Origin of the sequence: Roseibium album, assembly GCF_001404515.1 — a bacterium.
GTDB classification, from domain to species: Bacteria; Pseudomonadota; Alphaproteobacteria; order Rhizobiales; family Stappiaceae; genus Roseibium; species Roseibium album.
This window is the reverse complement of sequence record NZ_CXWE01000003.1, coordinates 602,000-616,159: the sequence shown is the minus strand read 5'-3', so window position 1 is coordinate 616,159 and position 14,160 is coordinate 602,000. Positions and strand designations below refer to the sequence as shown.

The window sequence follows — 14,160 nt, the reverse complement described above, 5'->3', positions numbered from 1 at the left end:
ACTTTGCGTTTGTGCCCTTTTGCCTGGTTGCGTGCGACTTGACTGAAGAGGATGCGCGATTTTGGAATCGGTCATGGATCCGCATTTCAACGCCGTTGGGCGCGCGCCCTTGCGACTCTTCCCAGTGTCAGTAGTGCCTCGGAGAGAACCGGTACACCGAGCGGATCATTGAGGCGAGAAATCTTCGTGGCTTCCGCGAGGATTTCCATTGCCCGTTCCAGATCGGCGAGCGACCAGATACGAAGCTGTTGCGCGAGTTTGGGCTTGCGGCTGAAGAAAACAGGGGGACGCTGTCCGTCGATAACCGCTTGTGCGTTCTTTCCCTTGTCGACATCGATCCGCATTCGGTGCAGATGCTGAAAATGCTTCAGGGCCTGGTTGGCGATGACGGACGCTTTTGATCCGGCTTCGGAAAGCCGTTCAAGTCCATGGTCGAGGAGTGCAATGTCTCCTGAGGCTGCGGCATCAATAAGTTCTGACATCTCGAAGGATGATGCATCGCCGATGATCGCTTCGATATCTTCGCTGTCTATCCGGCCCTTGCCGAGCGCATAAAGGCAGAGCTTCTTGAGCTCTCCACGGCTGGCCATCCGGTCTCCACCAAGAAGGCTGTGCAGGGCACCACGGGCCTCACGGGTGATGGACAGACCGGCTTCCCTGGTTTCCTCGTCGATCAGCTGGTCGATGCCGCGATCATTGTCCGCATAACAGGGCAGTGCGACGGCGCGCCTGTGTGTCTCGATCAGCTTTCTGAGACCGACACCTTTCTTGATGTCTCCGCCTTCCAGCACGACAAATGTCTGCCAGTCGTCCAGCTTCAGGACAGGATCAAGCGCAGGGCTGAGATTCTTGCCGCCGGCATCCTTGACCCAGACAATCCGGCGCCCACCGAAGAGTGGAATGGTCAGAACCTCGTCAATCAATCGATTCGGATCCGAAGCGAGTTCCGAAGCATCGATCTTGATCAGATTGAAGGGGTCGCTGTCGCCTTCCGTGGCCTTGGCCACGAGCCGTGTCGCCCGTTCCGATACAAGGCCAGTGTCAGGTCCGAATATCAGAACCACAGCACCGCTGTCGGGGGGATTGGCGATGAACCGGTCAATTTCTGCGGCCTTCAGGGCGGTCACAATCCGTTACCTCCCGCCGGGCTCTCAGGATCGACTGGCAAAATAGCCCGCAAGACGGGTTGCGATATCGTCGGCAACTGCCTTCGCAATCCGCTCCTGTGCGTCCCGGAGCGCGCGCTGGTTGGCAAAGCGCTGGCTGGAGAAGTCATAGGATGCCGATCTGAATGTCCGGCCGGTTGTCAGGGTTTCGTCCGTCTCGATATCACTCAGGACATAAGTCGAGTTCATGGTGATCGTGAAGGCGGACGGAACGTCAGAGAACTGTTCCACGCCAACCGCCGCATTGTTCACATCGACCAGGATCTCAAGCCGGAACTTCTTTGCCACGGACCTTGCGCCGCGCTCCAGCCGGAAGGTAAGCTCGTTGTTGAGGACCCTTGCCGACTCCTCATTGGCGAACCGGGCCGAGATCGACTCAAGTTCGATTGCCGCAAGATCTGCGGCGACCGGGGAAGATTGCGCTCCGAAATCACCGGTCGTGCTGGTGCCGTAAAGCGGGCGAATCTGGCACCCGCTCAAGATGACGGCCGCCAGGAAGGCGGAGCAGAGGGCGGCACGCCGCAAGTTGTTTTCGCTTTTCAAGATGTTGCTAAACAACGACATTCACAATCCTCTGCGGCACGACGATGAGTTTCCTGGGCGCGTTGCCCTGCAGCGCCTTTCGAACGAAATCCAGAGCCAAGGTAGCTGCTTCGACCTCTTCTTTGGAAGCTTCTTTTGCAATTTCCAGTTCACCGCGGCGCTTGCCGTTGATCTGGATTGGGTAAGTGACCGAATCCTCGGCCAGCAGGGCCGGGTCGGCGACCGGCCACTTGGCCTCGGAAATCAGATTGCCGTGACCAAGAGCGGACCAGCATTCCTCGGCAAGGTGCGGCATCATTGGCGCCATCATCTGGACAAGGTAGTCGGCAGCCTCCCTGATCGCATATTCCATCGAAGAGTCTTCGATATCGTTACCAACGGTCTTGCTGATCGTGTTGACAAGTTCGTACAGCCGCGCGACCGCCCTGTTGAACCCGAGCGATTCCAGATCATTGGAAACAGCTGCCAATGTCTTGTGGCTCGCACGCCGCAGCTCAAGAACCGCGCCGGAGGCTTCCGGTGCGGAGCCGGCCCTAGGTTCGATTGATTCGGAAATCTCGTTGATCAGGCGCCAGACGCGCTGAACAAAGCGCCAGGCTCCCTGAACACCGTCTTCCGTCCAGATAACATCACGTTCGGGAGGGCTGTCCGACAACATGAACCAGCGCGCCGTGTCAGCTCCGTATGTGTCGATGATATCGGTCGGATCAACGGTGTTCCTTTTCGACTTCGACATCTTTTCGATCGACCCGATGGCGACGTCTTCACCGGTTTCCAGCAATGTGGCGCGTCGATTTCCGTCAACGTCCTCAATCCTGATCTCGGCCGGAGAAATCCAGGATCCGTTTGCTCCTTCCCCGAGACGGTAAGTCTCATGGGTAACCATTCCCTGGGTGAACAATCCCTTGAAAGGTTCCTTCAGATCGAGTGCGCCGACCTTCTGCATCGCCCGGGTAAAGAAGCGGGAATAAAGCAGGTGCAGGATCGCGTGTTCGATGCCGCCGATATACTGATCGACCGGCAGCCAGCCATTGGCCGCTTCCGGATCCGTCGGCTGGTCGCAATCCGGCGCCGTGAAACGGGCAAAGTACCAGGAAGAATCCACGAACGTGTCCATGGTGTCGCTCTCACGCCTGGCAGCCTTGCCGCATTTCGGACAGGTGGTTTCCCGCCAGGTCGGGTGCCGATCCAGCGGGTTCCCGGGTTTGTCGAAATTGATGTCGTCCGGCAGTTGAACCGGCAGGTTTTCATCCTTTTCCGGAACAACACCGCAATCGTCGCAATGTATGACCGGGATCGGACAGCCCCAGTAGCGCTGGCGCGAAATCCCCCAGTCGCGCAGACGATAGTTGACCTGACGCTCGCCCTGAGGTGCACCGTCGACGTTGACGGCTTCAAGCTTTTGCGCAATTGCTTCCTTCGCATCAGGAATGGACATGCCATTCATGAAATCGGAATTGAAGATCGTTCCGTCGTCCGTAAATGCCTCCGAGCCGATTTCAAAAGTTGCCGGGTCTGCATCTTTCGGCAGCACGACCGGCTTGACCGGCAAGCCGTATTTGCGGGCAAAATCCAGGTCGCGCTGGTCATGGGCAGGACAGGCGAAGATGGCACCGGTGCCGTAGTCCATCAGGATAAAGTTGGCGACATAGACCGGCAATTCGAGCGAACTGTCGAGTGGATGCCTTACTCTCAATCCGGTATCAACGCCGTTTTTGTCCGCTTTCTCAATAGCTTCCTCAGAAGTGCCGACACGCTTGCATTCATCGATGAAGGCCTTCAGCTCCGGATTGTCTTCCGCAAGCTTTGCCGAAATCGGATGGTCCGGTGACAGGCCCATGAAGGAAGCGCCGAACAGGGTGTCCGGGCGCGTGGTGAAAATTTCCAGTGTCGTGTCGCCGGTCGGCGCAGCCTCGGTGAATTCAAACCGGACGCGCAAGCCTTCGGACCGGCCGATCCAGTTCTTCTGCATCAGGCGGACCTTGTCCGGCCAGCGGTCGAGCGTGTCGATCGCTTCCAGCAGATCTTCGGAATAATCAGAAATTCTGAAGAACCACTGGGTCAGTTCGCGCTGCTCAACCAGAGCGCCAGAGCGCCAGCCACGGCCGTCGATCACCTGTTCATTTGCCAGGACAGTCATGTCGACCGGGTCCCAGTTCACCTTGGCATTCTTCCGGTAAACCAGTCCGGCTTCCAGAAACCTCAGGAACAAGCGCTGCTGCTGGGTGTAATAACCGACGTCGCAGGTCGCAAATTCCCGGGTCCAGTCCAGCGACAGGCCCATGATCTTGAGCTGGTCGCGCATGGCGGCGATGTTTTCGTAGGTCCAGTCTTTCGGATGCACATTGTTCTGCATTGCCGCATTTTCTGCCGGCATGCCGAAAGCGTCCCAACCCATCGGATGCAGGACATTTAAACCCTTGGCACGCTTGTAGCGTGCCACGACATCGCCCATTGCATAATTGCGTACATGACCCATGTGAATGCGGCCGGACGGATAGGGGAACATCTCAAGGACGTAGTACTTGTCCCGGGGATCGTCATTGTGTGTGACGAAGACATCCTTGTCGTTCCAGACTTTCTGCCAGCGCGCTTCAACCTCGCGCGCGTTGTACCGTTCCGTTGCCATCAATTGTGCCGTTTGTTCTTGCCGCCGGACCCGGCGGATTTCCTGAATGTTTTCCTGCCGGACTGTCACCAGAAATTGGGTTGCGGGTCAACATGTGACTATAGAAAGACCCCTTGGATGACTGTTTATTTCGCAATGCCGCATCCGTAAAGCTTTCGGTTCGCCGGATCAGGACGCAAAAGCATGTCGGAAGGACCAAGATTTCAAGGAATTCGCCCCAAGGTAAGTGCATGAAGGTGTCCGGGATTGCCTTTTCTGACCGCGGAAATCGACCGGCAAGCACAAACTGAAGCGACAGCCTTGAGAAGATTGCCCTACAAGGCGTAAGAGAAGTTGAGAAAATTCGTCCATCGTTGCAAAGGGAATATCGATGTCATCCGCCTCAGGCCGTCTTTCAGGAGTTCAGGACGATATCCGGCGCGCAGAGGCTGAATTTGGCCGGCGGGAGGGTGCAGTTACGTTGATCGCGGTGTCCAAGACCTTTTTTGCAGATGATATCCGTCCGGTTCTGACGGCCGGTCAGCGGGTATTTGGCGAAAATCGCGTCCAGGAGGCGATGGGGAAATGGCCCGACCTGCGTACGGAGTTCTCCGGTATCGAATTGCACCTGATTGGACCACTGCAATCCAACAAGGCCAAGGAGGCGGTTGCAACATTCGATGTCATCCACACGGTTGACCGGCCTAAAATTGCCAGGGCGCTGAAGACTGAAATGGACAAGCAAGGCCGCAGTCTACCTTGTTTTGTTCAGGTGAACACCGGTGAGGAACCACAGAAGGCAGGCATTGCACCTAAAGATGTCGATACTTTTGTTGCGGAGTGCCGGGAGATCGTCGGTCTCGATATCAGGGGCCTCATGTGCATTCCACCGGTCGAAGACGCACCGGGTGAGCATTTTGCGCTGCTGGAGAAAATTGCGAAGCGGAATGGGCTGAACCAGCTATCCATGGGAATGTCATCCGACTATCAGGTCGCTGTCGGATTCGGAGCAACCCATGTTCGCGTCGGATCTGCGATTTTTGGCGCGCGAGATTATCCCTGACAAATTGCCAAAGTAGCGTTGGCACGTGGAAACGGCATGAAAGATCGGGATTTTGCGTAAAATTAGGTTGAAATTATGCAAGTCCCGTATCCTGATTTCCAGATGTAAGTAAACTCATTTTAAATTCGATATATTTTCCCTTACTGATTAATATATATCAGCCTTTTTCTTGCCGAACACTTTCAAAAGTGACGTGAATATGACTGGCATGTGTCTGAATACGAGAATCAGTCACAACAATGCCCTGAAGGTTCCAAAGAGCAGCCCTTTACCTGTCGCGATCCCGCATCAAAGTCCTCCCTGTTCCGGTTCGGCAGGTCGCAGGGGCTTGGCGGACAGACGGAACACATGGTGGGCATCCCACTCAGATTCCTTCGTAGCAAGGGTCGGGATAGCCTGCTTAGAACCAACAGTTGGAGGTTACATCATGTCCAAACGTCTTACCGCTGCTCTTCTCATTGGTGCTTTCACTGCGTCCACAGCAGCGCTTGCACAGGGCATGTCATTTGAGACGATCGACAGCAACCAGGACGGTTTCGTGAGCTTCGAAGAAATCACAACCGCTGTTCCGGATCTGTCGGAAGACGTTTTCAAGGCAGCAGACGCGAATCAGGACAACCTGCTCGATCCGGCTGAGTTTGCAGCGGTTCAGCCATAATCTCAGCTTCGGGCGATCCTCCCCCCGTAAGCTGCTATTGCAGCGGGGTTGCCTGATTAAGACCACTGCCGGTACGGTCACGCCGGCAGTGGTTTTCCGTGTTCTACAAGCCGGTCAGTCGAGCCAGAAATCCGGCGTGACCAACAGTATCCCCGCGAGTATTTCCAGTCGTCCCAGTATCATTTCGATCGCCAGGAGCCATTTCGCCGGATCCGGAAGGATCTGAAATGTTCCGGACGGTCCGATCGTGTCGCCAATCCCTGGCCCGACATTGGCGAGTGCCGTGATCGAGGCACTCAAGGCGGTCATCAGATCCAGTCCCAGAAAAAGATAGGCAAGCGAAAAGGCCGCATAGGTTCCCGCGTAAAGCACGGCGAATACGAATACCCCTTCCACAACACTGTCCGGCACCGGGTTTCCCTGAAATCTCAGGATCGAGACGCGGTGCGGATGGACCAGGCGGCGCATTCCGCTGATCACAACGTTCCAGACAATGGCGATGCGGAACATCTTGAAGCCGCCTGACGTCGATCCGCTGCATCCGCCAAAAAAAGTCAGGATGAAAAAGACGGTGATCACCGCGGGGCCGAATTTCAGATAGTCGTCTGCTGCGTAGCCTGTCGTGCTCACGACCGACACGACATTGAACACTGCCAGCGTGAACATGTGGAACGGTGTGTCATGTGCTGCATAACGCTCGAAATAAAAAACTCCGAGCGCGCCGGCAGTGACAATAGAAAGCATCAGGATGATCTGAATATCCCGCTTGAAGCGCCGGCGTTCCATGCTGCGGAGCAGATAGAGAAAGGGGACGCTTGAGAGCAGCATGAAGACAATCGAAACCCAGTACACGGCAATGCCGTGAAATTGTCCGAACGATTGATCGGATGTCGAGAACCCGCCTGTCGAAACAGTGGTCATGGCATGAACCACCGCATTGAACAATGTCATGCCGCAGAACAGGTAAAGCAGCAAGCAAGCAGCCGAAAGACCGCCATACAGCGCCAGCAGCCGGTATACGAATGGCCATGTTCGACCGTAGGGTTTTGTTGCGTGCTCGGATGATTCAAGAACAAACAGCTGACTGCCGCCAATCCTCAGGCCTGGCAACAGCCAGATGCCGACGGCGACAATTCCTATCCCGCCAATCCATTGCAGCAGGGCGCGCCACAGGAGAATGCCGGGAGGCATCTCGTCCAGGCCGGTCAATACGGTCGACCCGGTCGTAGTAAGACCAGAGGCCGTCTCGAACACCGCATCTGCAATCCCGATGTCCAGATCGCTGAAATAGAAAGGAATGGCGCCGGCCAGGGAAAAAACAACCCAGGCGGCATTTACGAAAACGATGGATTCCCGGAAGCGGTGCGGGAATTTTTGCCCGTGAAACGCCAGATTGACGAGAAGACCTGTTGTTCCCAGTGCCAGGGACGATACCAGAAACACCTGCCAGTCGACGTCCGAGGCAACAAGGTCAACGATCGCCGGAATGAACATCATGAGCGAAATGAGAATGAGCAAACGCCCAATCGGCAACGCAATGGCTCGATAGTTCATGGATTGAGATTCCGTTGCGCTCAGGGATCTGTCAAGCTTTCAAGGCGGGGCCGAGGTTTATCCGCCTCGTTTGATGAATTGCAAGCACCGCAGCCGATTTTCGGCGAACCAGCGCTTTTCCCGGCACAAGAGACAACCCGGATTATTGCTAAGCTCAAGTGAAAAATGAGTTTTTGTCATGCATCCCGGGTTTTCACGTCATTGACCGCGGGTTGGTCCTTTGCAAGACTGCCGACCTATTTTTGGGAGGAAATCATGAAAACACTTGCCTGGGCCATGGGTGCGGTTGTCGCACTCGGACTTACGTCGGGAGTTGCCCTTGCCGCCGACACGACTTTGCGGATCTCGTTGCAATTGCCCCTGAAGAGCCACCTTGGCCAGAACCTGCTCCTGTTCAAGGAAGAAGTTGAAAAGAATTCCAGTGGCGACATAGCCGTCGAGATCTATGATTCCGCTCAACTCTACAAGGACAAGGAAGTTCCGGCGGCGGTCGGATCGGGTGCGATTGAGATGGGCGTGGCATCGCTTACGCGCTATGTCGGTGATGTTCCGGCCGTCGATATTTTCTACCAACCGTTTTTATTCGACACCGAAGACAAGGTCCGTGCTGCCGTTGCACCTGGTTCGCCGGTCCGTGGCCCGCTGGATGAGGCGATCAAGGATACGGGCTCAACCGTGCTCTGGTGGCAGGCCTATGGTGGCGCGATCATGCTTTCCAAGGACGGGCCGCTGAAGACGCCGGAAGACATGGAAGGCAAGAAAGTGCGTGTGTTCGGCAAGACGCTCGGCGATTTCGTGACCGCTTCCGGCGGTGCGCCGACCCTGATTTCCGGGTCCGAGCAGTATCTTGCCTATCAACGTGGAACCGTTGATATCGGCATGACCGGCGTGTCCGGGGTCAAGTCCAGGAAACTCTGGGAAGTGATGGATACCATTACGGTTACCAATCACGCGGATATCGAATTCATCGTCGTCGTGAACACCGATTTCTGGAACGGACTTCCTGAAGAACACCAGGCCATCATTCAGGCAGCTGCCGTGAAAGCGGAAAACGACGTGCGTAACCGCATGTCGGAAATCGAGGCTGCGGCCTACGCGGCAGCTGAAGAAAATGGCATGACCGTCTATAGACCGGACGCGGATGAAATTGCAGCCTGGAAGGCCGTCAGCCAGCCGGTTTATGACACCTATTCGGAAAAAGCGGGAGATCTCGGCAAATCTGTCATGGACGCGGCGAAGGGTCTCTGAAAGTCTTACTGAATGAAAGCGCTTCGCGTCCGGCCGGATGCGGAGCGCATTGATATCCGTTTCGAACAATTCCACCTTCAAAAGTCTGCTTGGTTACCCATGAGAGCGTTTTATGCGCTGCTTCGGATGCTTGCCGGATCAGCGGCCTTTTTGTTCATTCTGGCCGGTTGCATGCTGACCTACGAGGTCAGCGCGCGCTATCTGTTCGTTGCGCCGACGATCTGGGCGGCAGAGCTCTCGCAGCTGTGCCTCATCTGGGGAAGCATGATCGGGATGCCCTGGCTGCTGAAGGCAAATCAGCACATAGCCGTCGATGCGCTGACAATCAGGCTAGGGGACATGGCGCAACGTGTCTGCCGTGTCCTGGCAATGAGTGCAATTGCCCTTTTCAGCGCAATCGTTACCTGGAAAGGTGGAGAGATATTCCTTGATTCCTTTGAACGTGGGCGCACCACGGGATCCATGCTCGACTTGCCAACTTGGATTTCCGAGCTTGCGATACCGGTTGGATTTGCACTGCTGTTCGTCCAGGCGGTCATCGAGCTCGGATCGGCTATCGGGCGTCGGGATCTGGAAGGCGGCACCGCTTCATGACCACTCTGCTGATCCTGGCCGCGCTGTTCGCGCTCCTGCTTATTCGCGTCCCGGTCGCCTTCACGCTTGGCGGTATCGGGCTCGCGATGCTGATATTCGGCGGCTTTTCGCCCTTGATGGCGCCACAGGCCATCCTTTCCACCCTGGACGGGTTCATCCTGCTTGCCGTGCCGCTGTTCCTGCTGATGTCGAACATCCTGCTGAAGGGTGGTGTCGGAAAGGATCTTTTTGCAGCCGTACATGCATGGGTTGGTCACTGGCCCGGGGGTCTGGCCGTCGCGACGATCCTTTCCTGTGCGATCTTTGCTGCGATTTCAGGCTCATCGGTGGCAACCGCCGCAACCATCGGTACGGTGGCCATTCCCGAGATGATCAGCCGCGGCTACGAGCGCCGCTTCGTCTATGGTCTGCTGGCGGCGGGAGGGACGCTCGGCATCCTCATTCCTCCGTCGATCCCGATGATCGTCTATGGTTTTGTGACCGAACAGTCCGTCATTGCGTTGTTTCTTGCCGGAATAGGGCCAGGTATTCTGCTGGTGGTGTTGTTCATCGCTTTCGCGATGATCCATGCGCGCTGGTTCGGCGGATATCGGTCCGAACCAGCTGCGAGCGTTGACGAACGTCTGCGGAGTTCCCTGCGCGCATTGCCGTCCGTAGTGCTGGCGGTTTTTGTCATCGGTGTCATTTATTCAGGCATCGCAACTCCGACCGAAGCGGCGGCAATCGGGTTCGCGGTCGCTCTGGTCATCACGGGCGTCGTCCTCAGATCACTTTCCTGGCAGGGGTTGAAGGAAGCAGCTTACGACTCGATGGTCACGACTGTTGCCATTCTCCTGATCGTTGCCGGTGCAAAGGTTTTCGGCAAGGCAATCACGCTCTACCGGCTCCCGCAGGAAATTTCGATGTTCATCGGACAGAATATCGATACGCCGCTGGCGTTCATCCTGGTCGTGTCCGTTGTGCTGCTGATCATGGGGCTTGTTTTCGAAGCGCTGTCCATGGTCCTGATCATGACACCCGTGTTGTTGCCTGCTGCGATGGCGCTCGGTTTCGATCCGATCTGGTTCGGGGTCTATATGGTGGTGATGGTAGAATGTGCGCTGATCACACCACCGGTCGGTCTCAATCTCTATGTGATCCAGTCGGTTGCGAAATCCAGCCTTTCCGACGTTTCGCGCGGGGTGCTGCCGTTTCTGGCACTGATGCTGCTGTCGGTTGCCATCCTGTATATCTGGACCGACCTGGCCCTATACATACCTTTCAAATTCTAGGTGGTGAGAATGCCGTCACAGGCTGAAAAACTCAGGAAACTGCTCGATGCGGACAAATTGCACGTCATGCCGTGCTGTTTTGATGCACTTTCTGCAAAACTGATCGAGCAGTCGGGATTCGACCTGACCTTCATGTCGGGATTTGCAACTTCCGCTTCGAGAATCGGGCAACCTGATCTCGGGTTGATGTCCTACGGGGAGGTGCTCGATCAGGTCGGCAACATAACGAATGCCGTCGACTTTCCCCTGATTGCCGACGGAGACACAGGATACGGCAACGCCATGAACGTGCGCAGGACTGTCACCGGTTTTGCCAAGGCGGGGGCGGCCGCCGTCATGATCGAGGATCAGGTCGCGCCGAAGAGATGCGGCCATACGCCAGGCAAGGCTGTTGTTTCGCGGGACGAAGCTTTCGACCGGATCCGCGCCGCAAACGATGCCAGGGAGAACGGCGCGGATATCCTGATCCTTGCACGAACCGACGCACGTCATGAACACGGCTTGAGTGAAGCGATTGAACGGGCAGCGCGGTTCAAGGAACTGGGCGCTGACATTCTCTTTGTCGAGGCTCCGAAAACCGTTGCGGAAATGGAGACAGTCTGCCGGGAACTGCCCGGGCCCAAAATGGCAAACATCGTTGAAGGTGGTGAAACGCCGGAGCTTTCACACAGGGAACTGGAAGAGATAGGGTTTGCCATCGCGGCCTATCCGCTGACTCTCATGGCCAGCGCGATGAAGGCCATGCTCACGACGCTCGGTCAATTGAAAGCCGATGCACCGCGACAATCCGAACTCATGGATTTCAAGGAAATCAGGACCCGCATCGGCTTCAGCGACTACTACGAGATTTCTTCGCGCTACGAGACGTCCCGGCGGGATTGACCTGTTCTGCCGGGTTTTAAAAGGGGCGCCATGCTTGACTCTCGGTTCGCAGTCGGGCATAGACCCGCGAACTCCATATGAGTGACTGACAACCTGTACCACCGACCGGGACCCGAAAAGGTGTAAAGAGATCCCGGAGGTTCACACCCGACAGCGCGACGCGCCCTCGGGTGCGAAACTGCTTTGCGTCAAGCAAACCTGTTGGATCCAGGCGCCGGTTGCCCATATGGTTCGGGAGATTTCCCGAAGAAGATGACTTAAGGACCCTTTGATGTTTGAAAGCCTGTCCGATCGACTAAGCGGAGTATTCGACAAGCTCACCGGCCGTGGTGCGCTGTCGGAAAACGACGTCAACGAAGCGATGCGTGAAATCCGGCGCGCGCTTATCGAAGCCGACGTTGCCCTGCCGATCGTACGCTCCTTCACCGACAAGGTTCGCAGCCGTGCTGTCGGTGCCGAAGTCGTCAAGTCAGTTACGCCGGGCCAGATGGTCGTGAAGATCGTTCATGACCAGTTGGTGGAGATGCTTGGTGCCGAAGCTCAGCCAATCGACCTGAATGCGCCTGCACCCGTGGCGATCATGATGGTCGGCCTTCAGGGTTCCGGTAAAACGACAACGACTGCAAAAATTGCCCGCAGGATGACCCAGCGCGACAGGCGCAAGGTTCTGATGGCATCGCTTGATACCCGTCGTCCGGCCGCTCAGGAACAGTTGAAAATTCTGGGTGAGCAGAACGAGATCGACACGTTGCCGATTGTCGAAGGCCAGGGCCCGGTTGAAATTGCCAACCGGGCGATGTCTGCGGCAAAGCTCGGCGGCTACGACGTCGTCATGCTGGATACGGCGGGCCGTATACATATCGACGAGCCGTTGATGATGGAAATGGCGGATGTGAAAGCCGCCGCCCAGCCTCATGAAATTCTGCTGGTTGCCGACTCATTGACCGGACAGGATGCGGTCAATCTGGCCAGCAGCTTTGACGAACGTGTTGGCATCACCGGTATCGCACTGACTCGAATGGACGGTGACGGACGCGGCGGTGCCGCGCTTTCCATGCAGGCGGTCACCGGCAAACCCGTCAAACTGATCGGTACCGGTGAAAAATCCGATGCGCTGGAAGACTTCCATCCGAAGCGGATCGCCGACCGTATCCTCGGAATGGGCGATATCGTTTCGCTTGTCGAAAAGGCTGCCGAGGCCATCGATGCGGAAAAAGCCGCGAAGATGGCGAAGAGGATGCAGAAGGGTCATTTCGACCTGGAAGATCTCGCCGAGCAGCTGAAACAGATGGAAAAGCTTGGAGGCATGTCCGGGATGATGGGCATGCTGCCGGGTGTCGGCAAGATGAAGAAGCAGATCGAGGCATCAAACATCGACGACAAGATGTTCAAGCGCCAGATCGCGATCATTCAGTCGATGACCCCGTCCGAAAGATCCAAACCTGACCTCCTGAAAGCGAGCCGCAAGAAGCGTATCGCAGCCGGGTCCGGCGTTCAGGTTGCCGAAGTCAACAAGCTTCTCAAGATGCATCGCCAGATGGCGGACATGATGAAGAAGATGGGCAAGGGCAAAGGCATGCTGGGCAAGCTCATGGGCGGTCTTGGCGGTGGCGGGATGCCGGATGTCGATCCGAAACAACTGGAAGAAATGGCCAAGTCGGGCCAGCTTCCCGATGGAATGGAACTGCCGAAAGGCCTTCCCGGCGGGATGCCGGGTGGATTGGGTGGCGTCGGATTGCCTCCGGGCATGCCGGGTCTTCCAGGTCTCGGTGGGCCGAAACTTCCCGGCCTGCCGGGCATGGGGAAGGGTAAGAAGCGATGAGTGAAGCGGAGACCCGGCTTGGCGAGAGCGAGGCTCTGCAGGAGCTGAAAGCTCTGAGATCTTCCATCGACAATATCGATGCCGCGCTCATCCATATGCTCGCCGAACGTTTCAGGTGCACCCAGCAGGTGGGTGTTCTGAAAGCAACCAACGACCTGCCGCCGGCCGATCCGGCGCGGGAGAAGATTCAGATCGAAAGACTGCGGCGGCTGGCTGCCGATGCCAATCTCGATCCTGACTTTGCCGAGAAATTCCTGAACTTCATCGTTCGCGAAGTGATCCGGCACCATGAAGCCATTGCCGCTGAAGCCGGCAACTGAAAAACTGGAGATAAAAAATGGCTACGAAAATTCGCCTGGCACGCGGCGGTTCCAAGAAACGCCCGTATTACCGTATCGTTATTGCTGACATCCGCTCACCGCGCGATGGTCGTTTCATCGAGAAGGTCGGCTCCTACGATCCGATGCTTCCGAAGGATTCCGAAGACCGCGTCAAGCTGAATGTAGAACGCATTCAGTACTGGCTCGGCAACGGTGCCAAGCCGACCGACCGTGTTCACCGTTTTCTGGATGCCGCCGGCCTGCTGAAGCGCGAGCCGCGCAACAACCCGCAGAAGGCAGAACTCGGAGCCAAGGCCAAGGAACGCCTGGAAGCCAAGAAACTTGCTGATGAAGAAGCTGCTGCAGCAACTGCAGAGGCTGCGACCGAAGGCGCTTCCGAAGAAGCAGCTGCTGAATAAGCATCTGCCGAT

The 14,160-nt window shown here is 56.5% G+C and carries 13 protein-coding genes; 9 read left to right on the top strand and 4 right to left on the bottom strand.

Going from position 1 to position 14,160, the window contains the following annotated elements; genetic code table 11:
- Positions 1–86 precede the first annotated feature (86 nt).
- Genes holA through leuS form a run of 3 tightly spaced genes read right to left on the bottom strand, consistent with a single transcriptional unit; the run spans position 87 to position 4,338 of the window.
- A complete protein-coding gene (gene holA / locus LA5095_RS12365) occupies positions 87–1,127 on the bottom strand; it encodes a DNA polymerase III subunit delta (RefSeq protein ID WP_055115262.1) in 1,041 nt (346 codons plus the stop codon).
- A gap of 24 nt (positions 1,128–1,151) precedes the next feature.
- Positions 1,152–1,730, bottom strand: a complete 579-nt coding sequence (locus LA5095_RS12360; protein ID WP_055115260.1) for a hypothetical protein — start codon at positions 1,728–1,730, stop codon at positions 1,152–1,154.
- Complete coding sequence (gene leuS / locus LA5095_RS12355) at positions 1,717–4,338, bottom strand: leucine--tRNA ligase (protein WP_055115675.1); 2,622 nt, start codon at positions 4,336–4,338, stop codon at positions 1,717–1,719. Before leuS ends, LA5095_RS12360 begins: the two co-directional genes overlap by 14 nt.
- 370 nt (positions 4,339–4,708) lie before the next feature.
- On the opposite strand from leuS, the gene LA5095_RS12350 reads away from it, so the two are divergent.
- On the top strand, positions 4,709–5,380 hold the full coding sequence (locus LA5095_RS12350; RefSeq protein ID WP_055115258.1) for a YggS family pyridoxal phosphate-dependent enzyme: 672 nt from the start codon (positions 4,709–4,711) through the stop codon (positions 5,378–5,380).
- Positions 5,381–5,807: 427 nt separating this feature from the next.
- Positions 5,808–6,038 (top strand): EF-hand domain-containing protein, encoded by a 231-nt coding sequence (locus tag LA5095_RS12345; RefSeq protein ID WP_055115256.1) that lies wholly within the window; start codon positions 5,808–5,810, stop codon positions 6,036–6,038.
- A 114-nt stretch (positions 6,039–6,152) separates the two neighbouring features.
- On the opposite strand, the gene LA5095_RS12340 is transcribed toward LA5095_RS12345, so the two are convergent.
- Entirely contained in the window at positions 6,153–7,592 is a 1,440-nt protein-coding gene (locus LA5095_RS12340) for a TrkH family potassium uptake protein (protein WP_055115254.1), read from the bottom strand.
- Positions 7,593–7,847: 255 nt separating this feature from the next.
- On the opposite strand from LA5095_RS12340, the gene LA5095_RS12335 reads away from it, so the two are divergent.
- The 7 genes from LA5095_RS12335 (at position 7,848) to rpsP (ending at position 14,148) form a co-directional block, all read left to right on the top strand.
- Complete coding sequence (locus LA5095_RS12335) at positions 7,848–8,840, top strand: TRAP transporter substrate-binding protein (protein WP_055115673.1); 993 nt, start codon at positions 7,848–7,850, stop codon at positions 8,838–8,840.
- A gap of 12 nt (positions 8,841–8,852) precedes the next feature.
- Positions 8,853–9,434, top strand: a complete 582-nt coding sequence (locus tag LA5095_RS12330; RefSeq protein ID WP_208992651.1) for a TRAP transporter small permease — start codon at positions 8,853–8,855, stop codon at positions 9,432–9,434.
- Entirely contained in the window at positions 9,431–10,705 is a 1,275-nt protein-coding gene (locus LA5095_RS12325; RefSeq protein WP_055115252.1) for a TRAP transporter large permease, read from the top strand. The genes LA5095_RS12330 and LA5095_RS12325 overlap by 4 nt, the downstream gene beginning before the upstream one ends.
- Positions 10,706–10,714: 9 nt before the next feature.
- Entirely contained in the window at positions 10,715–11,587 is an 873-nt protein-coding gene (locus LA5095_RS12320) for an isocitrate lyase/PEP mutase family protein (protein WP_055115250.1), read from the top strand.
- A 271-nt stretch (positions 11,588–11,858) separates the two neighbouring features.
- Complete coding sequence (gene ffh / locus LA5095_RS12315) at positions 11,859–13,409, top strand: signal recognition particle protein (RefSeq protein ID WP_055115248.1); 1,551 nt, start codon at positions 11,859–11,861, stop codon at positions 13,407–13,409.
- Positions 13,406–13,729: a chorismate mutase gene (locus tag LA5095_RS12310; RefSeq protein WP_029060714.1), complete on the top strand. Its 324-nt coding sequence runs from the start codon at positions 13,406–13,408 to the stop codon at positions 13,727–13,729. The genes ffh and LA5095_RS12310 overlap by 4 nt, the downstream gene beginning before the upstream one ends.
- Before the next feature lie 17 nt (positions 13,730–13,746).
- Positions 13,747–14,148, top strand: a complete 402-nt coding sequence (gene rpsP, locus LA5095_RS12305) for a 30S ribosomal protein S16 (protein ID WP_055115246.1) — start codon at positions 13,747–13,749, stop codon at positions 14,146–14,148.
- The last annotated feature ends 12 nt before the right edge of the window (positions 14,149–14,160 follow it).